35 protein-coding genes are annotated in these 21,867 nt (G+C 59.2%); 2 read left to right on the top strand and 33 right to left on the bottom strand.

Translation table 11 applies throughout. The features are described 5' to 3' along the window. The first annotated feature begins 93 nt into the window (after nucleotides 1-93). Nucleotides 94-591, top strand: a complete 498-nt coding sequence (locus ACVWZ5_RS24330; RefSeq protein WP_081100352.1) for a GlcG/HbpS family heme-binding protein — start codon at nucleotides 94-96, stop codon at nucleotides 589-591. A 111-nt stretch (nucleotides 592-702) separates the two neighbouring features. Here ACVWZ5_RS24330 and ACVWZ5_RS24325 read toward each other — a convergent pair whose 3' ends face one another. Beyond that, complete coding sequence (locus ACVWZ5_RS24325) at nucleotides 703-1,248, bottom strand: single-stranded DNA-binding protein (protein ID WP_028690243.1); 546 nt, start codon at nucleotides 1,246-1,248, stop codon at nucleotides 703-705. A gap of 9 nt (nucleotides 1,249-1,257) precedes the next feature. Beyond that, nucleotides 1,258-2,652, bottom strand: a complete 1,395-nt coding sequence (locus ACVWZ5_RS24320; protein ID WP_062575359.1) for an MFS transporter — start codon at nucleotides 2,650-2,652, stop codon at nucleotides 1,258-1,260. 129 nt (nucleotides 2,653-2,781) lie between these two features. Between ACVWZ5_RS24320 and uvrA the strand changes: the two genes are divergently transcribed. Continuing rightward, on the top strand, nucleotides 2,782-5,616 hold the full coding sequence (gene uvrA, locus ACVWZ5_RS24315; protein WP_050703559.1) for an excinuclease ABC subunit UvrA: 2,835 nt from the start codon (nucleotides 2,782-2,784) through the stop codon (nucleotides 5,614-5,616). A gap of 70 nt (nucleotides 5,617-5,686) precedes the next feature. Here the strand turns inward: uvrA and bfr are convergent, their stop codons facing one another. From bfr to ACVWZ5_RS24160, 31 genes are all read right to left on the bottom strand, one after another. Then, nucleotides 5,687-6,151, bottom strand: a complete 465-nt coding sequence (bfr, locus tag ACVWZ5_RS24310) for a bacterioferritin (RefSeq protein ID WP_028690240.1) — start codon at nucleotides 6,149-6,151, stop codon at nucleotides 5,687-5,689. A gap of 163 nt (nucleotides 6,152-6,314) precedes the next feature. After that, nucleotides 6,315-7,754, bottom strand: a complete 1,440-nt coding sequence (locus ACVWZ5_RS24305) for a catalase (protein WP_084941806.1) — start codon at nucleotides 7,752-7,754, stop codon at nucleotides 6,315-6,317. Between the two features lie 170 nt (nucleotides 7,755-7,924). Next, nucleotides 7,925-8,311, bottom strand: coding sequence for a 50S ribosomal protein L17 (gene rplQ / locus ACVWZ5_RS24300; RefSeq protein ID WP_003255451.1), 387 nt, complete (start codon nucleotides 8,309-8,311; stop codon nucleotides 7,925-7,927). A 42-nt stretch (nucleotides 8,312-8,353) separates the two neighbouring features. Continuing rightward, nucleotides 8,354-9,355, bottom strand: coding sequence for a DNA-directed RNA polymerase subunit alpha (locus ACVWZ5_RS24295; protein ID WP_003255452.1), 1,002 nt, complete (start codon nucleotides 9,353-9,355; stop codon nucleotides 8,354-8,356). Nucleotides 9,356-9,377: 22 nt separating this feature from the next. Further along, entirely contained in the window at nucleotides 9,378-9,998 is a 621-nt protein-coding gene (gene rpsD / locus ACVWZ5_RS24290; RefSeq protein WP_023629185.1) for a 30S ribosomal protein S4, read from the bottom strand. A 15-nt stretch (nucleotides 9,999-10,013) separates the two neighbouring features. Then, nucleotides 10,014-10,403 carry a 30S ribosomal protein S11 gene (rpsK, locus tag ACVWZ5_RS24285; protein WP_003255454.1) on the bottom strand — a complete coding sequence of 130 codons (390 nt, stop codon included), beginning with the start codon at nucleotides 10,401-10,403 and terminating at the stop codon, nucleotides 10,014-10,016. A gap of 18 nt (nucleotides 10,404-10,421) precedes the next feature. After that, entirely contained in the window at nucleotides 10,422-10,778 is a 357-nt protein-coding gene (gene rpsM, locus ACVWZ5_RS24280; protein WP_003255457.1) for a 30S ribosomal protein S13, read from the bottom strand. 131 nt (nucleotides 10,779-10,909) lie between these two features. Next, complete coding sequence (gene rpmJ / locus ACVWZ5_RS24275; RefSeq protein ID WP_011531897.1) at nucleotides 10,910-11,026, bottom strand: 50S ribosomal protein L36; 117 nt, start codon at nucleotides 11,024-11,026, stop codon at nucleotides 10,910-10,912. Nucleotides 11,027-11,056: 30 nt separating this feature from the next. Next, nucleotides 11,057-12,388 (bottom strand): preprotein translocase subunit SecY, encoded by a 1,332-nt coding sequence (gene secY / locus ACVWZ5_RS24270; RefSeq protein WP_003257108.1) that lies wholly within the window; start codon nucleotides 12,386-12,388, stop codon nucleotides 11,057-11,059. Further along, entirely contained in the window at nucleotides 12,389-12,823 is a 435-nt protein-coding gene (gene rplO, locus ACVWZ5_RS24265) for a 50S ribosomal protein L15 (RefSeq protein WP_011531896.1), read from the bottom strand. It lies immediately after the preceding gene. Nucleotides 12,824-12,826: 3 nt separating this feature from the next. Continuing rightward, entirely contained in the window at nucleotides 12,827-13,003 is a 177-nt protein-coding gene (gene rpmD, locus ACVWZ5_RS24260; RefSeq protein WP_028690238.1) for a 50S ribosomal protein L30, read from the bottom strand. Between the two features lie 2 nt (nucleotides 13,004-13,005). Further along, a complete protein-coding gene (gene rpsE / locus ACVWZ5_RS24255) occupies nucleotides 13,006-13,506 on the bottom strand; it encodes a 30S ribosomal protein S5 (RefSeq protein ID WP_023629184.1) in 501 nt (166 codons plus the stop codon). 3 nt (nucleotides 13,507-13,509) lie between these two features. Beyond that, nucleotides 13,510-13,860 carry a 50S ribosomal protein L18 gene (gene rplR, locus ACVWZ5_RS24250; protein ID WP_011531893.1) on the bottom strand — a complete coding sequence of 117 codons (351 nt, stop codon included), beginning with the start codon at nucleotides 13,858-13,860 and terminating at the stop codon, nucleotides 13,510-13,512. Nucleotides 13,861-13,870: 10 nt separating this feature from the next. Further along, nucleotides 13,871-14,404: a 50S ribosomal protein L6 gene (gene rplF / locus ACVWZ5_RS24245; protein WP_028690237.1), complete on the bottom strand. Its 534-nt coding sequence runs from the start codon at nucleotides 14,402-14,404 to the stop codon at nucleotides 13,871-13,873. Between the two features lie 12 nt (nucleotides 14,405-14,416). After that, nucleotides 14,417-14,809 (bottom strand): 30S ribosomal protein S8, encoded by a 393-nt coding sequence (gene rpsH, locus ACVWZ5_RS24240; protein ID WP_062575361.1) that lies wholly within the window; start codon nucleotides 14,807-14,809, stop codon nucleotides 14,417-14,419. A 209-nt stretch (nucleotides 14,810-15,018) separates the two neighbouring features. Beyond that, entirely contained in the window at nucleotides 15,019-15,324 is a 306-nt protein-coding gene (gene rpsN / locus ACVWZ5_RS24235; RefSeq protein WP_011531890.1) for a 30S ribosomal protein S14, read from the bottom strand. A gap of 13 nt (nucleotides 15,325-15,337) precedes the next feature. Beyond that, nucleotides 15,338-15,877, bottom strand: coding sequence for a 50S ribosomal protein L5 (gene rplE / locus ACVWZ5_RS24230; RefSeq protein WP_012316517.1), 540 nt, complete (start codon nucleotides 15,875-15,877; stop codon nucleotides 15,338-15,340). Nucleotides 15,878-15,897: 20 nt separating this feature from the next. Continuing rightward, the gene (rplX, locus tag ACVWZ5_RS24225) at nucleotides 15,898-16,212 is read right to left on the bottom strand and encodes a 50S ribosomal protein L24 (protein ID WP_003255476.1); all 315 of its coding nucleotides are present in this window, start codon (nucleotides 16,210-16,212) and stop codon (nucleotides 15,898-15,900) included. Between the two features lie 11 nt (nucleotides 16,213-16,223). After that, a complete protein-coding gene (gene rplN / locus ACVWZ5_RS24220; protein WP_008089810.1) occupies nucleotides 16,224-16,592 on the bottom strand; it encodes a 50S ribosomal protein L14 in 369 nt (122 codons plus the stop codon). 23 nt (nucleotides 16,593-16,615) lie between these two features. Further along, nucleotides 16,616-16,882 (bottom strand): 30S ribosomal protein S17, encoded by a 267-nt coding sequence (gene rpsQ / locus ACVWZ5_RS24215; protein ID WP_003255478.1) that lies wholly within the window; start codon nucleotides 16,880-16,882, stop codon nucleotides 16,616-16,618. A gap of 2 nt (nucleotides 16,883-16,884) precedes the next feature. Next, nucleotides 16,885-17,076: a 50S ribosomal protein L29 gene (rpmC, locus tag ACVWZ5_RS24210; RefSeq protein WP_002555481.1), complete on the bottom strand. Its 192-nt coding sequence runs from the start codon at nucleotides 17,074-17,076 to the stop codon at nucleotides 16,885-16,887. Beyond that, the gene (gene rplP, locus ACVWZ5_RS24205) at nucleotides 17,076-17,489 is read right to left on the bottom strand and encodes a 50S ribosomal protein L16 (protein WP_009397508.1); all 414 of its coding nucleotides are present in this window, start codon (nucleotides 17,487-17,489) and stop codon (nucleotides 17,076-17,078) included. The genes rpmC and rplP overlap by 1 nt, the downstream gene beginning before the upstream one ends. Nucleotides 17,490-17,501: 12 nt before the next feature. After that, entirely contained in the window at nucleotides 17,502-18,188 is a 687-nt protein-coding gene (gene rpsC / locus ACVWZ5_RS24200; RefSeq protein WP_011531889.1) for a 30S ribosomal protein S3, read from the bottom strand. Between the two features lie 13 nt (nucleotides 18,189-18,201). After that, nucleotides 18,202-18,534, bottom strand: coding sequence for a 50S ribosomal protein L22 (rplV, locus tag ACVWZ5_RS24195; RefSeq protein ID WP_003103908.1), 333 nt, complete (start codon nucleotides 18,532-18,534; stop codon nucleotides 18,202-18,204). 11 nt (nucleotides 18,535-18,545) lie between these two features. Further along, nucleotides 18,546-18,821 carry a 30S ribosomal protein S19 gene (gene rpsS / locus ACVWZ5_RS24190; RefSeq protein ID WP_003255482.1) on the bottom strand — a complete coding sequence of 92 codons (276 nt, stop codon included), beginning with the start codon at nucleotides 18,819-18,821 and terminating at the stop codon, nucleotides 18,546-18,548. 16 nt (nucleotides 18,822-18,837) lie between these two features. Beyond that, nucleotides 18,838-19,662 carry a 50S ribosomal protein L2 gene (gene rplB, locus ACVWZ5_RS24185; protein ID WP_027915105.1) on the bottom strand — a complete coding sequence of 275 codons (825 nt, stop codon included), beginning with the start codon at nucleotides 19,660-19,662 and terminating at the stop codon, nucleotides 18,838-18,840. Nucleotides 19,663-19,676: 14 nt separating this feature from the next. Continuing rightward, on the bottom strand, nucleotides 19,677-19,976 hold the full coding sequence (gene rplW, locus ACVWZ5_RS24180; protein WP_003255484.1) for a 50S ribosomal protein L23: 300 nt from the start codon (nucleotides 19,974-19,976) through the stop codon (nucleotides 19,677-19,679). Next, nucleotides 19,973-20,575, bottom strand: coding sequence for a 50S ribosomal protein L4 (gene rplD, locus ACVWZ5_RS24175; RefSeq protein ID WP_008089819.1), 603 nt, complete (start codon nucleotides 20,573-20,575; stop codon nucleotides 19,973-19,975). Before rplD ends, rplW begins: the two co-directional genes overlap by 4 nt. Nucleotides 20,576-20,587: 12 nt before the next feature. Beyond that, a complete protein-coding gene (gene rplC / locus ACVWZ5_RS24170; protein WP_011531887.1) occupies nucleotides 20,588-21,223 on the bottom strand; it encodes a 50S ribosomal protein L3 in 636 nt (211 codons plus the stop codon). 80 nt (nucleotides 21,224-21,303) lie between these two features. Further along, nucleotides 21,304-21,615, bottom strand: a complete 312-nt coding sequence (rpsJ, locus tag ACVWZ5_RS24165) for a 30S ribosomal protein S10 (RefSeq protein ID WP_003103876.1) — start codon at nucleotides 21,613-21,615, stop codon at nucleotides 21,304-21,306. 141 nt (nucleotides 21,616-21,756) lie between these two features. After that, nucleotides 21,757-21,867, bottom strand: a 111-nt coding sequence (locus tag ACVWZ5_RS24160; RefSeq protein WP_080667851.1) for an EF-Tu C-terminal domain-related protein, incomplete at its 5' end; no start/stop codon positions are given.

The raw sequence follows: 21,867 nt of genomic DNA, 5'->3' as shown, positions 1-21,867 counted from the left end.
ACAGATCCTACATCGCTACGGGAAATGGACTACGCCACGACACATTCTGTGCCTGTTAGGTTGGTGGATCACACATGGAGGAGGCCCGCAGGCATGAACATCAAGCACCTCTTGACCGCACTTTTGATCGGCATCCCAGTACCCGCTCAATCCAGCATGGCGGCAACAGCAGGCGATGATCACGCCCCTCCATCCGCGCTGCAGATCACCGCCGAGCGAGCACGGAGCATGGCCGATGCCGCAGAACGTGCCGCCCGCGCCCAAGGCTTTGCCATCGTCATCAGCATCGTCGACAACCATGGCAACCTGAAGTACTTCCACCGCATGGATGGCACCAGCAGCGGCAGCATCCAGGTCGCGCAGCTCAAGGCAGAGACATCCGCCCGCTTCCCTCTGTCGACCCGCTCGCTCGGCGAGCGCAGCACCGCGCTGCCGGCCAATCCCTACGCCTCGCTCCCCGGGTTCACCCTGCTGGAAGGCGGCCTGCCGATCATGGACGCGAACGGCAGGCATATCGGCGGCATCGGTATCAGCGGAGCAACGCCGGAACTGGACGCCCAGTTTGCCAGGGCGGCACTCGAAGAAGGCTGACGCCTTGTCAGAGCACCGGCTTCAGACAAAAAGAAACCCGCTTCGGGTATGAAGCGGGTTTCTTGTTTCAGCTCTGTTTCGCTGGGGCACCGTTGGCGCCCCCAGGAAGTATCAGAACGGAATATCGTCGTCGAAGCTGTCGAAGTCAGCGGCTGGCTGCGGAGCCGGCTGTTGCGGCGCCGGGCGCTGTGGCGCCTGCTGCGGACGCGGAGCCTGCTGGCGCGGAGCCTGGTTGTACTGCTGCTGGCCACCTTGGTTGTAGTTGTTACCACCACCTTGGTTGTATTGGTCGCCACCACCCTGCTGACCCTGCGGACGACCGCCAAGCAGCTGCATGGTGCCGTTGATGTCGACGATGATCTCGGTGGTGTAGCGCTTGATGCCGTCCTTTTCCCACTCGCGGGTCTGCAGCTTGCCTTCGATGTAGCACTGCGAACCCTTGCGCAGGTACTCGCCGGCAATCTCGGCGACCTTGCCGAACAGCGACACACGGTGCCACTCGGTACGCTCGACCTTCTGGCCCGACTGCTTGTCGGTCCACTGCTCGCTGGTGGCCAGGCTCAGGTTGGTCACGGCGTTACCGTTGGGCAGGTAGCGGACTTCGGGATCCTGACCGCAGGTACCGACCAGAATGACTTTGTTAACCCCACGGGCCATAACGTTCTCCTAGGCTTCGCACGCCGCAGAGGCTGGGTTCACCAGACGCTCGAGGGTCGCACGGTCCAAAATTTTCGTATCCAGTTTGATATAGATGGCGGCTTCTTCTGCCACCACCACGGCGTCGGTCACACCCGGCACGGCCATCAGGCGCTCGGTCAGCCCGGCTTCCCGGACCGCTTCCGGCGTCAGCGGCATGCGCAGGCTGGTCACGTACGGCGGCTCGTTCATGCGCAACGCAGTGAGCAGCCACAGGACGCACAACACGGCACATCCCAGGAACACCATGCTCAAGCCACCGTGCTGGAACAACCAGCCACCGAGGATGCCTCCCAGTGCGGCGCCGAGGAACTGGCTGGTGGAGTAAACCCCCATCGCCGTCCCCTTGCCACCGGCAGGCGACACCTTGCTGACCAGCGAAGGCAAGGATGCCTCCAGCAGGTTGAATGCAGTAAAGAATACCACGGTGCCGATCACCAGTCCGCGCAAGTTGTCAGCCCACTGCCAGAAGAACACCTCCACCAGCAGCAGGACACTGACCGCGCCGAGCAACACGCGTTTCATCTTGCGCTTCTTTTCCCCGTAGATGATGAAGGGGATCATTGCAAAAAATGAAACCAGCAACGCGGTGAGGTACACCCACCAGTGCTGTTCCTTGGGCAGCCCGCCGCGCTCGACGAACGCCAGGGGCAGCGCCACGAAGCTGGCCATCAGGATCGCGTGCAGCACGAAAATGCTGATATCCAGGCGCAGAAGGTCCGGATTGCGCAGGGTCGGGCCGAGGGCCTGACGGGCGACACCGGACTCACGATGGGTCAACACGTTGTGCGAACTGGGCACGACGAAGGCGATCAGGCCGATGCCGACCAGGGCAAGTCCTGCGGTGGCAAGGAACAATCCTGACAAGCCAAAGGCGCGAGTCAACAGCGGGCCGACCACCATCGCCACGGCGAACGACAGGCCGATGCTCATGCCGATCATGGCCATGGCCTTGGTCCGGTGCTGCTCGCGGGTCAGGTCGGAGAGCAACGCCATCACTGCCGCGGAAATCGCCCCCGCGCCCTGCAGGATACGCCCGGCGATCACGCCCCAGATAGAATCGGCCTGGGCCGCCAGCACGCTGCCCAGGGCGAAGATGATCAACCCCACGTAGATCACCGGGCGGCGGCCGATGCGGTCGGAAATCACCCCGAACGGAATCTGCAGCACGGCCTGGGTCAGGCCGTAGGCACCGATGGCCAGACCGATCAGCGCAGGCGTGGCGCCGGCCAGGTCCATGCCGTAGGTGGCCAGCACCGGCAGTACCATGAACATGCCCAGCATACGAAAGGCGAAGACCAGGGCCAGGCCGCTGGCGGCGCGGGTTTCGCTGCCACTCATGCGCTCGTTGTGGGTGTCGTGCATGGATTAACCTCGTGTGAACCGGCGGCGATTCTATCAGTCCGACGCCTTGGCGGCATATACGCGACGCTTTGCCGCGTAATGGCAGCGCGCCGTATACTCCTTTGTTTATGCCCGCCGAGCGAGGCCGTAGTGGACAAGATCCTGATCCGTGGGGCACGTACCCACAACCTGAAGAACATCGACCTGACCCTGCCCCGGGACAAACTGATCGTGATCACCGGCCTGTCCGGATCCGGCAAGTCCTCGCTGGCGTTCGACACGCTGTACGCCGAAGGCCAGCGCCGCTACGTCGAATCGCTGTCGGCCTATGCCCGGCAGTTCCTGTCGATGATGGAAAAGCCCGACGTCGACACCATCGAAGGCCTGTCGCCGGCGATCTCCATCGAGCAGAAGTCGACCTCGCACAACCCACGCTCGACCGTCGGCACCATCACCGAGATCTACGACTACCTGCGCCTGCTCTATGCCCGCGTCGGTACCCCGCGCTGCCCGGACCACGATATCCCGCTGGAAGCGCAAACGATCAGCCAGATGGTCGATCTGGTGCTGGAAAAGCCCGAAGGCAGCAAGCTGATGCTGCTGGCCCCGGTGATCCGCGAGCGCAAGGGCGAGCACCTGGCGGTGTTCGACGAACTGCGTGCCCAGGGCTTCGTCCGCGCGCGGGTCAACGGCAAGCTCTACGAGCTCGACGAACTGCCCAAGCTGGATAAACAGAAGAAGCACAGCATCGATGTGGTGGTCGACCGCTTCAAGGTCCGCGCCGACCTGCAGCAGCGCCTGGCCGAGTCGTTCGAGACCGCGCTCAAGCTGGCCGACGGCATTGCCCTGGTCGCGCCGATGGACGACGAAGACGGCGAGGAAGTGATCTTCTCGGCGCGCTTCGCCTGCCCGGTGTGCGGCCATGCGATCAGCGAGCTGGAGCCCAAGCTGTTTTCCTTCAACAACCCGGCCGGCGCCTGCCCGACGTGCGACGGCCTGGGGGTGAAGCAGTTCTTCGACACCAAGCGCCTGGTCAACGCCGAGCTGACCCTGGCCGAAGGCGCGATACGTGGCTGGGACCGGCGCAACGTCTATTACTTCCAGATGCTTGGCTCACTCGCCGCGCACTACGGTTTCAGCCTCGAGGAACCGTTCGGCGAGCTGTCGGCCGAGCACCAGAAGGTCATCCTGCAGGGCAGCGGCAAGCAGAGCGTCGATTTCAAGTACCTCAACGACCGTGGCGACATCGTCAAGCGTTCGCACCCCTTCGAAGGCATCGTGCCCAACCTCGAACGCCGCTACCGCGAGACCGAGTCGGCCACCGTGCGTGAAGAGCTGGCCAAGTTCCTCGGCACCCAGCCCTGCCCCGACTGCCGCGGCACCCGCCTGCGTCGCGAAGCGCGCCATGTGTGGGTCGGCGAAAAGACACTGCCGGCGGTGACCAACCTGCCGATCGGCGAAGCCAGCAACTACTTCGGCGAGTTGACCCTCACCGGACGTCGTGGCGAGATCGCGGCGAAAATCCTCAAGGAGATCTGCGAGCGCCTGCAGTTCCTGGTCAACGTCGGTCTCGACTACCTGACGCTGGACCGCAGCGCCGATACCCTGTCCGGCGGCGAGGCCCAGCGGATCCGCCTGGCCAGCCAGATCGGCGCCGGCCTGGTCGGGGTGATGTACATCCTCGATGAACCGTCCATCGGCCTTCATCAACGGGACAACGACCGCCTGCTGGCCACCCTCAACCACCTGCGCGACCTGGGCAACACGGTGATCGTGGTCGAGCACGACGAGGACGCCATCCGCCTGGCCGACTACGTGGTGGATATCGGCCCGGGCGCCGGCGTGCATGGCGGCCAGATCGTCGCCGAGGGCTCGCCCGAAGAGGTCATGGCGCACCCCGACTCGCTGACCGGCAAGTACCTGTCCGGGCGCAAGAAGATCGTCGTCCCGGCCAAGCGCACCCCACGCAACAAGAAGCTGTCGCTCAAGCTCAAGGGCGCGCGCGGCAATAACCTGCAGAACGTCGACCTGGAAGTGCCGATCGGCCTGCTGACCTGCGTGACCGGCGTGTCCGGCTCGGGCAAGTCGACGCTGATCAACAACACCCTGTTCCCCCTCGCCGCCACCGCCCTCAACGGCGCGAGCAGCCTGGAGGCCGCACCACACGCCAGCGTCGATGGCCTGCAGCACCTGGACAAGGTGGTGGATATCGACCAGAGCCCGATCGGCCGCACGCCTCGCTCCAACCCGGCGACCTACACCGGTATCTTCACGCCGATCCGCGAGCTGTTCGCTGGCGTGCCGGAGTCGCGTTCCCGTGGCTACGGCCCGGGGCGCTTCTCGTTCAACGTCAAGGGCGGGCGCTGCGAGGCCTGCCAGGGTGACGGCCTGATCAAGGTGGAAATGCACTTCCTGCCGGACATCTACGTGCCCTGCGATGTGTGCAAGAGCAAGCGCTACAACCGCGAAACCCTGGAGATCAAGTACAAGGGCAAGAACATCCACGAGGTGCTGGAAATGACCATCGAGGATGCCCGCGAGTTCTTCGATGCGGTCCCTGCCCTGGCGCGCAAGCTGCAGACGCTGATGGATGTCGGCCTGTCGTACATCAAGCTGGGGCAATCGGCGACCACCCTCTCGGGTGGAGAGGCGCAGCGGGTCAAGCTGTCACGCGAGCTGTCCAAGCGGGACACCGGCAAGACCCTGTACATCCTCGACGAACCGACCACCGGCCTGCATTTCGCCGATATCCAGCAGTTGCTGGATGTGTTGCACCGCCTGCGTGACCACGGCAATACCGTGGTGGTGATCGAGCACAACCTGGATGTGATCAAGACCGCCGACTGGCTGGTCGACCTGGGGCCGGAGGGTGGCTCCAAGGGTGGGCAGATCATCGCCTGCGGTACGCCGGAAGAGCTGGCCGAGAAGAAACAGTCCTATACCGGACATTACCTCAAGCCGCTGCTGGAACGCGATCGGGCCTGATTTCAGGCCCGAAAAAAACCCTGTGGGATCGGGCTTGCCCGCTCCCACAGGGGCATCTGCAATACAGATACTACATCTGCGACTGCAGGTAGTTCTCCAGGCCAATGGCCTTGATCAGCCCCTGCTGCTTCTCCAGCCAGTAGGTGTGATCTTCTTCGGTATCGGCCAACTGCGCACGCAGGATATCGCGGCTGATGTAGTCCTTGTGCAACTCGCACAGCTCGATGCCCTTGCACAGCGCGGCGCGGACCTTGTACTCGAGCTTGAGATCGGCCTCGATCATCTCCGGCACGGTGCTGCCCACTTCCAGGTCATCGGCGCGCATGTCCGGGGTGCCTTCGAGCATGAGGATACGGCGCATCAGGGCGTCGGCGTGCTGCGTCTCTTCTTCCATCTCATGGTTGATACGTTCGTAGAGCTTGGTCAAGCCCCAGTCTTCGTACATCCGCGAGTGAATGAAGTACTGATCGCGTGCTGCCAGTTCGCCCTTCAGCAACGTGACGAGATAGTTGATTACGTCCGGGTGACCTTGCATCGCCCTGCTTCTCCCTGTGAATACGGCTATAGGACATAGTGTGAACCAGGTTTTGCTCACGGTCACTGAAAAACGCGCAATTAGAAGCAAAAAATCGGTTAAACAGTAGTGATATTCATTGAAAAACCGCCCAAACGAGGGCGGTTCTTGTTATCACTTCGACTTAGGCCAGATTGATGCCCAAGGCCTTGGCGATGCCTTCTCCGTAGGCTGGATCAGCCCTGAAGAAGTACTGCAGTTGACGCTGGACGACATCCTTGCTGACGCCCGCCATGGTGCCGGCGATGTTGCCGATCAACAGCGCTTTCTGCTCATCACTCATCAGGCGGAACAGTGCGCCGGCGTGGCTGTAGTAGTCGTTGTCTTCGCGGTGGTCGTAGCGGTCCGCCGAACCGTTCAGGGCCAATGCAGGCTCTGCATGGCGCGGCGACTGCTTCGGTGCGTCCGCGTAGCTGTTTGGCTCGTAGTTGGGAGCACTGCCGTAGGCACCGGTGGCCATGGAACCATCGCGCTGGTAGCTGTGCACCGGGCAGCGTGGCGCATTGACCGGCAAGTGCTGGTGGTTGGTGCCTACGCGGTAGCGGTGCGCATCGGCATAGGCGAACACGCGACCCTGCAGCATGCGGTCCGGCGACAGGCCGACTCCGGGCACCATGTTGCTGGGACCGAACGCCGCCTGCTCGACTTCGGCGAAGTAGTTGAGCGGGTTGCGGTTGAGTTCCAGCACGCCGACCTCGATCAACGGGTAGTCCTTCTGCGACCAGGTCTTGGTCACGTCGAAGGGGTTCTCGTCACGGCTGGCGGCCTCGGCTTCGCTCATCACCTGGATGCACACGGTCCACCGTGGGAAGTCACCGCGCTCGATGGCCTGGAACAGGTCGCGCTGGGCGTAGTCCGGGTCGCTGCCCGCCAGGCGGGCGGCCTCAGCCGGCGCCAGGTTCTTGATGCCCTGCTGGGTCTTGAAGTGCCACTTGACCCAGGTGCGCTCACCCTTGGCGTTGATCAGGCTGTAGGTGTGGCTGCCGAAACCGTGCATGTGACGGTAGCCGTCCGGGATGCCGCGGTCGGAGAACAGGATGGTGACCTGGTGCAGCGCCTCGGGCGAGTGCGACCAGAAGTCCCACATCATCTGCGCGTTCTTCAGGTTGGTCTGCGGGTGGCGCTTCTGGGTGTGGATGAAGTCGGGGAACTTCAGCGGATCACGGATGAAGAACACCGGTGTGTTGTTGCCAACAATGTCCCAGTTGCCTTCCTCGGTGTAGAACTTCACCGCAAAACCACGCGGGTCACGCTCGGTGTCCGCCGAGCCGCGTTCACCGCCCACGGTGGAGAAGCGCAGGAATGTTTCGGTCTGCTTGCCGATGCTGTCGAACAGTTTGGCACTGGTGAGTTCGGTAATATCGCGGGTGACGGTGAAGGTGCCGTAGGCGCCGGAGCCCTTGGCGTGCACGCGACGCTCGGGGATGTTCTCGCGGTTGAAGTGGGCGAGCTTCTCGACCAGGTGGAAATCGTCGAGCAGCAGCGGGCCGCGAGGGCCTGCGGAACGGGAATTCTGGTTGTCGGCTACGGGCGCGCCGCTTGCGGTGGTGAGAATCTTGCTCATGGGCTCTCCTGATCGGTCTTGAACGGCCGGCTAATCGGCTTGGAGAGAGTATTGTCGACCCATGTTACAAGAACAAATTCATTACCTGACTTACATCAATAGAAAATAACAATTCATAAGGCAACAAAAAACCGGGCCTAGGCCCGGTTCTTTGCAGCAGACAGAACGTCTTACTCGGCAGCTTCTACAGCACCACCGACCGGACGATCAACCAGCTCGACGTACGCCATAGGCGCGTTGTCGCCAGCGCGGAAACCGCACTTCAGGATGCGCAGGTAGCCGCCCTGACGGGTGGCGTAACGCTTGCCCAGGTCGTTGAACAGTTTGCCAACGGCGGACTTCGAACGGGTACGGTCGAAGGCCAGACGACGGTTGGCGACGCTGTCTTCCTTGGCCAGGGTGATCAGCGGCTCGGCAACGCGGCGCAGTTCCTTGGCTTTCGGCAGGGTGGTTTTGATCAGCTCGTGCTCGATCAGCGACACTGCCATGTTCTGGAACATAGCCTTGCGGTGAGAGCTGGTACGGCTCAGGTGACGTCCACTTTTACGATGACGCATGATTCATTCCTTACCAAACACTACGTTCGGTGATTACGACGATCAGGCAGTCGCCTTGTCGTCTTTCTTAAGACTTGCAGGCGGCCAGTTGTCGAGGCGCATGCCGAGGGAAAGACCACGGGAGGCCAGGACGTCCTTGATTTCAGTCAGGGACTTCTTGCCCAGGTTAGGAGTCTTCAACAGCTCTACTTCGGTACGCTGAATCAGGTCGCCGATGTAGTAGATGTTCTCCGCCTTGAGGCAGTTGGCCGAACGTACGGTCAGTTCCAGGTCGTCAACCGGGCGCAGCAGGATCGGATCGATCTCGTCTTCCTGCTCGACCACAACCGGCTCGCTGTCACCTTTGAGGTCGACGAACGCGGCCAGCTGCTGTTGCAGGATGGTCGCGGCACGACGGATAGCCTCTTCAGGATCCAGGGTACCGTTGGTTTCCAGATCGATGACCAGCTTGTCCAGGTTGGTACGCTGTTCAACACGGGCGTTCTCGACCACGTAGGCGATACGACGCACCGGGCTGAACGAAGCGTCCAGCTGGAGACGGCCAATGCTGCGGCTTTCGTCTTCGTCAGTCTGACGGGAGTCGGCCGGCTCGTAACCGCGACCACGAGCTACGGTGAGCTTCATGTTCAGGGCGCCGTTGGACGCCAGGTTCGCGATTACGTGATCGGGGTTGACGATCTCGACATCGTGATCCAGCTGAATATCGGCAGCGGTAACCACCCCCGAACCCTTTTTCGACAAGGTCAGCGTAACTTCGTCACGACCGTGCAGTTTGATAGCCAGGCCTTTCAGGTTCAACAGGATTTCAATGACGTCTTCCTGCACACCTTCGATCGCGGAGTACTCATGGAGTACGCCGTCGATCTCGGCCTCGACTACTGCACAGCCAGGCATGGAGGACAACAGGATGCGGCGCAGCGCGTTGCCCAGGGTATGGCCGAAGCCACGCTCGAGAGGCTCGAGCGTGATCTTGGCGCGGGTTGGACTGACAACCTGCACGTCGATGTGACGGGGTGTCAGAAACTCATTTACCGAAATCTGCATGGATGCACCTATTTTCTAGCCCTTACTTGGAGTAGAGCTCGACAATCAGGTTTTCGTTGATGTCGGCGGACAGGTCGCTGCGAGCAGGAACGTTCTTGAAAACGCCCGACTTTTTGGCAGCATCCACATCAACCCACTCAACGCGGCCACGCTGGGCGCACAGTTCAAGGGCTTGAACAATGCGCAGCTGGTTCAGCGACTTCTCGCGAACCGAGACCACGTCACCCGGACGAACTTGGTAGGATGGAATGTTCACAGTCTTACCGTTGACGCTGATCGCTTTGTGCGAAACCAGCTGACGGGACTCGGAACGAGTCGAGCCGAAGCCCATACGGTAGACGACGTTATCCAGACGGCACTCGAGCAGTTGCAGCAGGTTCTCACCGGTTGCGCCTTTTTTCGAGGCAGCAGCTTGGTAGTAACCGCGGAACTGACGCTCCAGAACACCGTAGATACGACGGACTTTTTGTTTCTCGCGCAGCTGGGTACCGTAGTCGGACTGACGGCCACGGCGCTGGCCGTGGATACCTGGGGCTGCTTCGATGTTGCACTTCGATTCCAGAGCGCGAACGCCGCTCTTCAGGAACAGGTCAGTGCCTTCACGGCGAGACAGTTTGCATTTTGGACCAATGTAACGTGCCATTTATCTGTCTCCTGATTACACGCGACGCTTCTTCGGCGGACGGCACCCGTTGTGCGGGATTGGCGTCACGTCGGTGATGCTGGCGATCTTGTAGCCGCAGCTGTTCAGTGCACGAACGGCGGATTCACGACCTGGACCTGGGCCCTTGACGTTGACGTCGAGGTTCTTCAGACCATATTCCAGCGCAGCTTGACCAGCACGTTCAGCAGCGATCTGGGCTGCGAACGGGGTGGATTTGCGCGAACCACGGAAACCCGAACCACCGGAAGTAGCCCAGGACAGTGCGTTGCCCTGACGGTCGGTGATGGTCACGATGGTGTTGTTGAAAGACGCATGGATGTGGGCGATGCCATCAACCACTGTCTTTTTGACTTTCTTACGAGGACGAGCAGCAGGTTTTGCCATGTCTATATTCCTGGGCGATTACTTGCGGATCGGCTTACGCGGGCCCTTACGGGTGCGTGCGTTGGTCTTGGTGCGCTGACCGCGAACCGGCAGACCTTTACGATGACGCAGGCCGCGGTAGCAACCCAGGTCCATCAAGCGCTTGATCTTCATGTTGATGTCACGGCGCAGGTCACCTTCGGTGGTGAACTTCGCGACTTCGCCACGCAGGGTTTCGATTTGCTCGTCGCTCAGATCCTTGATCTTAGCGGCTGGGTTTACACCAGCGTCCGCACAGATTTTCTGCGCGGTAGTGCGACCGACACCATAGATGTAGGTCAGCGAGATAACAGTATGCTTGTTATCTGGAATGTTGACGCCTGCAATACGGGCCATTCAGTGGGACTCCAATTGACAGCTACCTACGCCCCGGAAGCCAAGAAATAGGGCGCGAGATAATATCGCTGTAGAAACGAATAATCAACCCAGCAGCACACTAGCTGCTGGGTTTGAAGCGCGGATCACACTCAGCCTTGGCGCTGCTTGTGACGCGGTTCCGCGCTGCAGATCACGCGCACGATACCTTCGCGACGAATGATCTTGCAGTTGCGGCACAGCTTTTTCACCGATGCACGAACTTTCATTACCGACTCCTCGAACCTTAAGGGGCTAAATCAGCGCAGCAGACCGCTGCCGCCGTAGCCTTTCAGGTTGGCTTTCTTCATCAGGGATTCGTACTGGTGCGAAACGAGGTGCGATTGTACTTGGGACATGAAGTCCATCACAACCACTACCACAATCAGCAACGAGGTCCCGCCAAGGTAGAACGGCACGTTTGCTGCCACCACCAGGAACTGGGGCAGAAGGCACACGGCCATCATGTAAAGAGCACCGAACATGGTCAGACGGGTCAGGACGCCATCAATGTAGCGCGCCGACTGCTCACCAGGACGGATACCCGGAATAAAGGCACCGGACTTCTTCAGGTTTTCCGCTACGTCTTTCGGGTTGAACATCAACGCTGTGTAGAAGAAGCAGAAGAAGATGATCCCTGCACTAAACAGCAGAATGTTCAACGGCTGACCAGGAGCGATCGACTGCGAGATGTCCTGCAGCCAGCCCATACCTTCGGACTGACCGAACCAGGCACCCAGCGAAGCCGGGAACAGCAAGATGCTGCTCGCGAAAATGGCCGGGATTACGCCCGCCATGTTCACCTTCAGCGGCAGGTGGCTGGTCTGCGCAGCGAAGACCTTGCGGCCCTGCTGACGCTTGGCGTAGTGAACGGCGATACGACGCTGACCACGCTCAATGAACACCACGAAGCCGATAATCGCTACTGCCAGCAAACCGATAGCGACCAGGGCGAAAATGTTGATATCGCCTGTGCGCGCAGACTCGAAAGACTGCCCGATTGCTCTCGGAAGACCGGCAACGATACCTGCGAAGATCAACATCGAGATACCGTTGCCCACACCGCGCTCGGTAATCTGCTCGCCGAGCCACATCATGAACATCGCGCCCGCCACGAAGGTGGAGACGGCGACGACATGGAAGCCCAGGCCCACAGAAAACGCCACGCCCTGGTTGGCCAGGCCAATGGACATGCCAATGGCTTGGACCAGCGCCAGGATAACGGTGCCGTAGCGGGTGTACTGGCTGATCTTGCGACGGCCAGCTTCACCTTCCTTCTTCAACTGCTCCAGCTGCGGACTGACAGCGGTCATGAGCTGCATGATGATCGATGCCGAGATGTACGGCATGATCCCCAGTGCAAAGATGCTCATGCGCTCCAGCGCGCCACCGGAAAACATGTTGAACAAGCTAAGAATGGTCCCCTCATTCTGCCGGAACAGATCCGCGAGACGGTCCGGGTTAATGCCTGGCACTGGGATGTGCGCGCCAATCCGATAGACGATGATCGCCATGAACAGAAAGCGCAGACGAGCCCAGAGTTCCGACATCCCGCCCTTACCGAGCGAAGAGAGAGCACCTTGCTTAGCCATTTATTCCTCGAACTTGCCGCCAGCTGCTTCGATAGCCGCACGTGCACCTTTGGTGACGGCGATACCCTTGAGGGTGACTGCGCGAGTGACTTCGCCCGACAGCATGATTTTCACGCGCTGTACGTGCTGGCCGATCACGTTGGCGTCCTTGAGGGACTGAACGGTGATCAGATCGCCTTCCACCTTGGCCAGCTCGGACAGACGCACTTCTGCGCGGTCCATGGCTTTCAGGGAAACGAAGCCGAACTTCGGCAGGCGACGGTGCAGCGGCTGTTGACCGCCTTCGAAGCCTGGAGCGATGGAACCACCGGAACGGGAGGTCTGACCTTTGTGACCACGGCCACCGGTCTTGCCCAGACCGCTACCGATACCACGGCCCGGACGGTGCTTCTCGCGACGGGAACCCGGCGCTGGACTCAGATCATTGAGTTTCATCGATTAACCCTCGACCTTCAGCATGTAGTAAGCCTTGTTGATCATCCCGCGGTTCTCGGGAGTATCCTGGACTTCTACAGTGTGACCGATGCGACGCAGACCCAGACCCTTAACGCACAGTTTGTGGTTAGGCAGGCGGCCGGCGGTGCTCTTGATCAGCGTTACTTTTACGGTTGCCATGATCAGATGATCTCCTCAACAGTCTTGCCGCGCTTGGCAGCAATGGACTCAGGGGATTGCATGGCTTTCAGACCCTTGAAGGTGGCGTGAACCACGTTCACCGGGTTGGTCGAGCCGTAGCACTTGGCCAGGACGTTCTGAACACCAGCAACTTCCAGGACGGCACGCATTGCGCCACCGGCGATGATACCGGTACCTTCCGAGGCAGGCTGCATGTAGACCTTCGAGGCGCCGTGGGCGGCCTTGGTGGCGTACTGCAGGGTGGTGCCTTTCAGGTCAACCTGAATCATGTTGCGACGAGCAGCTTCCATGGCTTTCTGGATCGCGGCAGGTACTTCGCGCGATTTGCCACGGCCAAAGCCAACACGACCCTTGCCATCACCCACCACGGTCAGTGCGGTGAAGGTGAAGATACGGCCGCCTTTTACGGTTTTGGCTACGCGGTTAACTTGAACCAGCTTCTCGATGTAGCCTTCGTCGCGCTTTTGATCGTTATTTGCCATAACTTAGAACTCCAGCCCGCCTTCACGAGCAGCATCAGCCAGCGCCTTGACGCGGCCGTGGTACTTGAAGCCGGAACGGTCAAAGGCAACTTGAGATACACCGGCGGCTTTCGCACGCTCAGCTACCAGCTTGCCAACCTTAGTGGCCGCGTCGATGTTGCCGGTGGCGCCATCACGCAGTTCTTTGTCCAAGGTCGAGGCGCTTGCCAGAACCTTGCTGCCGTCGGCCGAGATGACCTGGGCGTAGATGTGCTGCGAGGAGCGGAACACGCACAGACGCACGGCTTCGAGCTCGTGCATTTTCAGGCGTGCTTTGCGAGCGCGACGCAGTCGAGTAACTTTTTTGTCGGTCATTTGCTAGGCCCTACTTCTTCTTGGCTTCTTTACGACGGACTACTTCGTCCGCGTAACGCACACCCTTGCCCTTGTAAGGCTCTGGCGGACGGAAACCGCGGACTTCAGCGGCCACCTGACCCACCAGCTGCTTGTCGATACCCTTGATCAGGATGTCGGTCTGGCTTGGGGTTTCAGCGGTGATACCGGCTGGCAGTTCGTAATCCACTGGGTGCGAGAAGCCCAGGGCCAGGTTCAGGACGGTGCCCTTGGCCTGTGCCTTGTAACCAACACCGACCAGCTGGAGCTTGCGCTCGAAGCCTTGGCTTACGCCTTGGACCATGTTGTTGACCAGGGCGCGGGTGGTACCGGCCATGGCGCGAGCTTGCTGATCACCGTTGCGAGGTGCGAAACGCAGCTCACCAGCTTCTTCGGTAACTTCAACAGACGAGTGAACGTTCAGTTCGAGAGTGCCCTTGGCACCCTTCACCGAAAGCTGCTGGCCGGCGAATTTGACTTCGACGCCTGCTGGCAGCTTAACGGGGTTCTTAGCGACGCGAGACATGCCTATCTCCCCTTAGAACACTGTGCACAGAACTTCGCCGCCGACACCGGCAGCGCGCGCAGCGCGGTCAGTCATCACACCTTTGTTGGTGGAGACGATAGACACGCCCAGGCCGCCACGTACTTTCGGCAGCTCGGCAACGGCCTTGTACTGGCGCAGACCAGGACGGCTGGTACGCTTCAGCTCTTCGATGACCGGACGGCCTTCGAAGTACTTCAGCTCGATCGACAGGGAAGGCTTGGCTTCGCCGGTCACTTCGTAGCTGGCGATGTAGCCTTCGTCTTTCAGTACTTTGGCAACCGCGACCTTCAGGGTGGAAGAAGGCATGCTTACGACAGACTTTTCAGCCATCTGGGCATTACGGATGCGAGTTAGCATGTCCGCTAACGGGTCCTGCATACTCATGGGCTAGATGCTCCTGATACAAGAATTATTAGCCTTGCGGCTATCACAACCACCCGAGCAGGCAGGGCAAAAAACCCAGGCTCAGGTGAGCCGGTCATTCTAGACACAAGGCAGAAACGAAACAAGCCCCATATAGGGGCTTGTTTCGTTGCGAGGTCACCGGCGGTCGGAAGATTGCTCCCCTTGCGCCGGCGTCACGCCAACCGGGATTACCAGCTGGCCTTGACCAGACCTGGCACGTCACCGCGCATGGCGGCTTCGCGCAGCTTGTTACGGCCCAGGCCGAACTTACGGTATACACCGTGCGGACGACCGGTCAGGCGGCAACGGTTACGCAGGCGCGAGGCGCTGGCGTCACGTGGTTGCTTCTGCAGGGCGACAACGGCAGCGAAACGCTCTTCAGGAGAGGCGTTCAGGTTGACGATGGTCGCTTTCAGCTCAGCACGCTTCTTAGCGAACTTGGCTACCGTGAGCTGACGCTTCAGCTCGCGGTTCTTCATGCTCTTCTTGGCCATTTTCCTACTCCAATCAGTTGCGGAACGGGAACTTGAAAGCACGCAGCAGAGCGCGGCCTTCGTCGTCCGAACGAGCAGTGGTGGTCAGGGTGATGTCCAAACCGCGCAGAGCATCGATCTTGTCGTAATCGATTTCCGGGAAGATGATCTGCTCTTTCACGCCCATGCTGTAGTTGCCACGACCGTCGAAGGACTTGGCATTCAGGCCGCGGAAGTCGCGAACCCGTGGCAGGGAGATCGCCAGCAGGCGGTCCAGGAACTCGTACATCTTTTCGCGACGCAGGGTCACCTTGACACCGATCGGCCAGCCTTCACGGACTTTGAAGCCCGCGATGGATTTACGAGCGAAAGTCACGACCGGCTTTTGACCGGTGATCTTTTCCAGGTCGGCAACAGCGTGCTCGATGACTTTCTTGTCGCCGATCGCTTCGCCCAGACCCATGTTCAGGGTGATTTTGGTAACGCGCGGAACTTCCATCACGTTCGACAGCTTAAGTTCTTCCTTAAGCTTAGGAGCGATTTCGTTCCGGTAAATCTCTTTCAGTCGTGCCATGGTCTTCTACCTAGCAGTGTTCAAGCATCAACCGCTTTTTGGGTCGACTTGAAGACACGAATTTTTTTACCGTCTTCTACTTTGAAACCAACGCGGTCAGCCTTGTTGGTTTCGCCGTTGAAGATGGCGACGTTGGAAGCGTGCAGAGGCGCTTCTTTCTCGACGATACCGCCCTGGACGCCCGCCATCGGGTTAGGCTTGGTGTGGCGCTTGACCAGGTTGACACCACCGATGACCAGACGGTCGTCAGCGAGAACCTTCAGCACCTTACCGCGCTTACCTTTGTCTTTGCCGGCGATCACGATGATCTCGTCGTCACGACGAATCTTTTGCATGTCGGATCTCCTTAGAGCACTTCAGGGGCGAGCGAGACGATCTTCATGAACTTCTCGGTACGAAGTTCACGGGTCACTGGCCCGAAGATGCGAGTACCGATCGGCTCTTGCTTGGTGTTCAGCAGAACAGCAGCGTTGCCGTCGAAACGAATGATGGAACCGTCAGCGCGACGTACACCGTGACGGGTACGGACGACAACAGCGGTCATCACCTGGCCTTTCTTGACCTTACCGCGAGGAATTGCTTCCTTGACGGTAACTTTGATGATGTCACCGATACCGGCGTAACGACGGTGGGAACCGCCGAGCACCTTGATGCACATGACGCGACGAGCGCCGCTGTTATCGGCCACATCGAGCATGGATTGAGTCTGAATCATAAAATTTCTCCGACCCTTAGCCCTTAGACTTCAACAGCGCGTTCGAGGACTTCAACCAGTGCCCAGGACTTGGTCTTGGCCAGCGGACGGGTTTCACGGATGGAAACCTTGTCGCCGATCTTGCACTGGTTGGCTTCGTCGTGCGCGTGCAGCTTAGTCGAACGCTTAACGTATTTACCGTAGATCGGGTGCTTTACGCGACGCTCGATCAGAACGGTGATGGTCTTGTCCATTTTGTCGCTGACGACACGGCCAGTCAGCGTACGGACGGTTTTTTCAGCTTCAGCCATGATCACTTACCTGCCTGCTGGTTGAGCACAGTTTTCACGCGAGCGATGTCACGCTTAACTTGCGAGAGCAGGTGCGACTGCCCCAACTGGCCAGTTGCTTTCTGCATGCGCAGATTGAACTGGTCGCGCAGCAAGCCGAGCAGTTGCTCATTCAGTTGCTGTGCGGATTTTTCACGAAGTTCATTCGCTTTCATCACATCACCGTCCGCTTAACAAAGGAGGTGGCGAGAGGCAGCTTTGCAGCGGCCAGAGCGAAAGCTTCGCGCGCCAGCTCTTCAGAAACACCCTCGATCTCGTACAGGACTTTGCCTGGCTGAATCTGGGCAACCCAGTATTCCACGGAACCTTTACCTTTACCCATACGAACCTCGAGAGGCTTCTTGGTAACCGGCTTGTCCGGGAAGACACGGATCCAGATCTTACCGCCACGTTTTACGTGACGGGTCAGGGCACGACGTGCCGACTCGATCTGGCGAGCGGTGAGACGACCGCGGGCGACAGCTTTCAGAGCGAACTCGCCGAAGCTGACCTTGCTACCGCGCAGTGCCAGACCACGGTTGTGGCCGGTCATCTGCTTGCGGAATTTTGTACGCTTTGGTTGCAACATTTGGCGTACCCCTTACTTAGCAGCTTTTTTACGAGGCGCTGGTGCTTGAGGCTTCAGCTCTTCCTGGCGACCACCAATTACTTCGCCTTTGAAGATCCAAACCTTCACACCGATCACACCGTAGGTGGTGTGAGCTTCGTAGGTGTTGTAGTCGATATCGGCACGCAGGGTGTGCAGAGGCACACGACCTTCGCGATACCACTCGGTACGTGCGATCTCGGCACCGCCGAGACGACCGCTCACCTGGATCTTGATGCCCTTGGCACCAATACGCATGGCGTTCTGTACGGCGCGCTTCATGGCGCGACGGAACATAACGCGGCGCTCCAGCTGCTGGGCAACGCTCTGAGCAACCAGCATAGCGTCGAGTTCCGGCTTGCGGATCTCTTCGATGTTGATGTGCACAGGCACACCCATCTGCTTGGTCAGGTCCTGACGCAGCTTCTCAACATCTTCACCTTTCTTGCCGATAACGATACCGGGACGAGCGGTGTGGATGGTGATGCGTGCAGTTTGAGCCGGACGATGAATATCGATACGGCTTACGGACGCGCTTTTTAGTTTGTCCTGGAGGTACTCGCGAGTTTGCAGATCCTTCAGCAGGTAATCTGCGTAAGTCGCGCCGTCTGCGTACCAGACGGAGGTGTGCTCCTTGACGATTCCCAGGCGAATGCCAGTGGGATGTACTTTCTGACCCATCTGATCGACTCCGTTACTTGTCCGCAACCTTGACAGTGATATGGCAAGACCGCTTGACGATGCGATCAGCACGGCCTTTGGCACGTGGCATGATGCGCTTCAGCGAACGCCCTTCGTTGACGAAGACGGTGGAGACCTTCAGGTCATCAACGTCTGCGCCTTCGTTGTGTTCGGCGTTGGCAACGGCCGACTCGAGGACTTTCTTCATGATTTCAGCGGCTTTTTTGCTGCTGAAGGCCAACAGGTTGAGCGCTTCGCCCACCTTCTTCCCGCGGATCTGGTCGGCGACCAAGCGGGCTTTCTGGGCGGAGATGCGAGCGCCCGACAACTTAGCGGCTACTTCCATTTCCTTACCCCTTAACGCTTGGCTTTCTTGTCAGCCACGTGCCCGCGGTAGGTGCGGGTACCGGCGAACTCGCCCAGTTTGTGGCCGACCATGTCTTCGTTCACGAGAACTGGGACGTGTTGGCGACCGTTGTGTACCGCGATGGTCAGACCGACCATTTGTGGCAGGATCATCGAACGGCGCGACCAGGTTTTAACTGGCTTGCGATCGTTCTTCTCCACCGCCACTTCGACCTTCTTCAACAGGTGAAGATCGATAAAAGGACCTTTTTTCAGAGAACGTGGCACTGTCGTATCCCTCTAGTTACTTGCGACGACGGACGATCATGTTGTCGGTACGCTTATTACCACGGGTTTTAGCACCCTTGGTTGGGAAGCCCCATGGCGATACCGGATGACGACCACCGGAGGTACGACCTTCACCACCACCATGCGGGTGGTCAACCGGGTTCATGGCAACACCACGAACGGTTGGGCGAACGCCGCGCCAGCGTTTGGCACCAGCTTTACCCAGCGAACGCAGGCTGTGCTCGGAGTTCGAGACTTCGCCCAGGGTCGCACGGCACTCAGCCAGGACTTTACGCATTTCACCAGAGCGCAGACGCAGGGTCACGTAGACACCTTCACGAGCGATCAGCTGAGCCGAAGCACCAGCGGAACGAGCGATCTGAGCACCTTTACCCGGCTTCAGTTCGATGCCGTGAATGGTGCTACCTACTGGGATGTTGCGCAGTTGCAGGGAGTTACCGGCCTTGATTGGGGCCAGGGCACCTGCGATCAGCTGGTCGCCAGCGCTCACGCCTTTAGGGGCGATGATGTAGCGACGCTCGCCGTCTGCGTAGCACAGCAGGGCGATGTGAGCAGTACGGTTCGGGTCGTATTCGATACGCTCGACAGTGGCTGGAATGCCATCTTTGTCGTTGCGACGGAAGTCAACCAGACGGTAATGCTGCTTATGACCACCACCAACGTGACGAGTGGTGATGCGGCCATTGTTGTTACGACCACCAGACTTCGATTTCTTCTCGAGCAGCGGTGCGTGAGGAGCGCCTTTGTGCAGCTCCTTGTTGACCACCTTGACCACGAAACGGCGGCCAGGGGAAGTCGGTTTGCATTTAACGATTGCCATGATGCACCCCTTCCTTACTCAGCACTGCTGCTGAAATCGAGATCTTGGCCTGGCTGAAGGGAGACGATCGCCTTCTTCCAGTCATTACGCTTGCCCAGACCACGTGCGGTACGCTTGGTTTTACCCAGAACGTTGACAGTCGACACGTTTTCAACTTTTACGTTGAACAGGCCTTCGACAGCTTTCTTGATTTCCAGCTTGGTTGCATCGGTAGCAACCTTGAATACGAACTGGCCTTTTTTCTCAGCCAGAACGGTAGCCTTCTCGGAAACGTGCGGGCCAAGGAGGACTTTGAATACGCGTTCCTGGTTCATCCCAGCAGCTCCTCGAATTTCTTCACGGCCGAGACAGTGATCAACACTTTCTCGTATGCGATCAGACTGACCGGGTCGGAACCTTGAACGTCACGTACGTCGACGTGCGGCAGGTTGCGAGCAGCCAGGTACAGGTTCTGATCAACAGCGTCGGAAACGATCAGAACGTCGTTCAGACCCATGCCGTTCAGCTTGTTCAGCAGATCCTTGGTTTTCGGCGCTTCAACAGCGAAGTCCTGAACCACGACCAGACGGTCGCTACGCACCAGCTCAGCGAGGATGGAGCGCAGGGCTGCGCGGTACATCTTCTTGTTGAGCTTCTGCGAGTGATCTTGAGGACGAGCTGCGAAGGTTACGCCACCGCCACGCCAGATCGGACCACGGGTAGTACCGGCACGAGCACGGCCAGTACCTTTCTGACGCCATGGGCGCTTACCGCCACCGGCCACGTCAGAACGGGTCTTCTGCTGCTTGGTGCCCTGACGGCCGCCGGCCATGTAGGCCACGACTGCTTGGTGTACCAGCGTCTCGTTGAATTCGCCACCGAAGGTCAGTTCGGAAACTTCGATCGCCTGAGCGTCATTTACATTAAGTTGCATGTCAGTTTCCCCTTAACCGCGAGCCTTGACAGCCGGACGCACGACCACGTCGCCGCCAGTAGCGCCTGGGACGGCACCCTTGATCAGCAGCAGGTTGCGTTCAGCGTCTACGCGTACTACTTCCAGGGACTGAACAGTCACGCGCTCGGCGCCCATGTGACCGGACATTTTCTTGCCCTTGAATACACGACCAGGAGTCTGGCACTGGCCGATGGAGCCAGGGACACGGTGCGATACGGAGTTACCGTGGGTGTTGTCCTGACCACGGAAGTTCCAACGCTTGATGGTACCGGCGAAGCCTTTACCTTTGGACTGACCGGTTACGTCTACCAGCTGGCCTGCAGTGAAGAGTTCAGCTTTGATCAGATCGCCAGCCTGGAAATCGCCTTCTTCAAGACGGAACTCCCAGACACCGCGACCAGCGGCAACGTTAGCCTTGGCGAAGTGGCCTGCCTGAGCGGCAGTCACACGCGAAGCACGACGCTCGCCGACAGTGACTTGCACTGCACGGTAGCCATCGGTTTCTTCAGTTTTGAACTGGGTGACGCGATTCGGCTCGATCTCGATGACCGTGACCGGAATGGAGACACCTTCTTCGGTGAAAATACGGGTCATGCCCGCTTTTCGACCGACTACACCAATAGTCATGTTGTAAACCTCATGAGTGTACGGGGCTTTCACCCGCTATGGCCGCCCATTTCAGAGCGTTACACGACTAGACCGAAGTCTTAGCCGAGGCTGATCTGCACTTCCACGCCTGCCGCGAGATCAAGCTTCATCAGCGCATCAACGGTTTTATCCGTTGGCTGGACGATGTCCAGAACGCGCTTATGAGTGCGAATCTCGTACTGATCACGCGCGTCTTTGTTGACGTGCGGGGAGATCAGAACGGTGAAACGCTCTTTGCGGGTTGGCAGTGGAATTGGACCACGCACTTGTGCACCAGTACGTTTCGCGGTTTCCACGATTTCCTGGGTGGATTGGTCGATCAGGCGATGGTCGAAAGCCTTCAACCTGATACGGATTTGCTGATTTTGCATTGGATTTCAGACTCCAGGCTGTTCCCATCGGGCGCACTACGCCCGTTAAAAGGAGGCGTGATTCTATAGACGCCCCTAATTAGTGTCAACCCAATAAAAAAAACCCCCGCTGAGCGGGGGTTTTTTCAACCGATCGAGTGATTACTCGATGATTTTGGCTACGACGCCGGCGCCGACGGTACGACCGCCTTCACGGATGGCGAAGCGCAGACCGTCTTCCATTGCGATGGTCTTGATCAGGGTGACAGTCAT

The sequence above is a fragment of the Pseudomonas sp. TE6283 genome (genome assembly GCF_054060555.1).
This window is presented reverse-complemented; position numbering and strand designations above follow the sequence as displayed.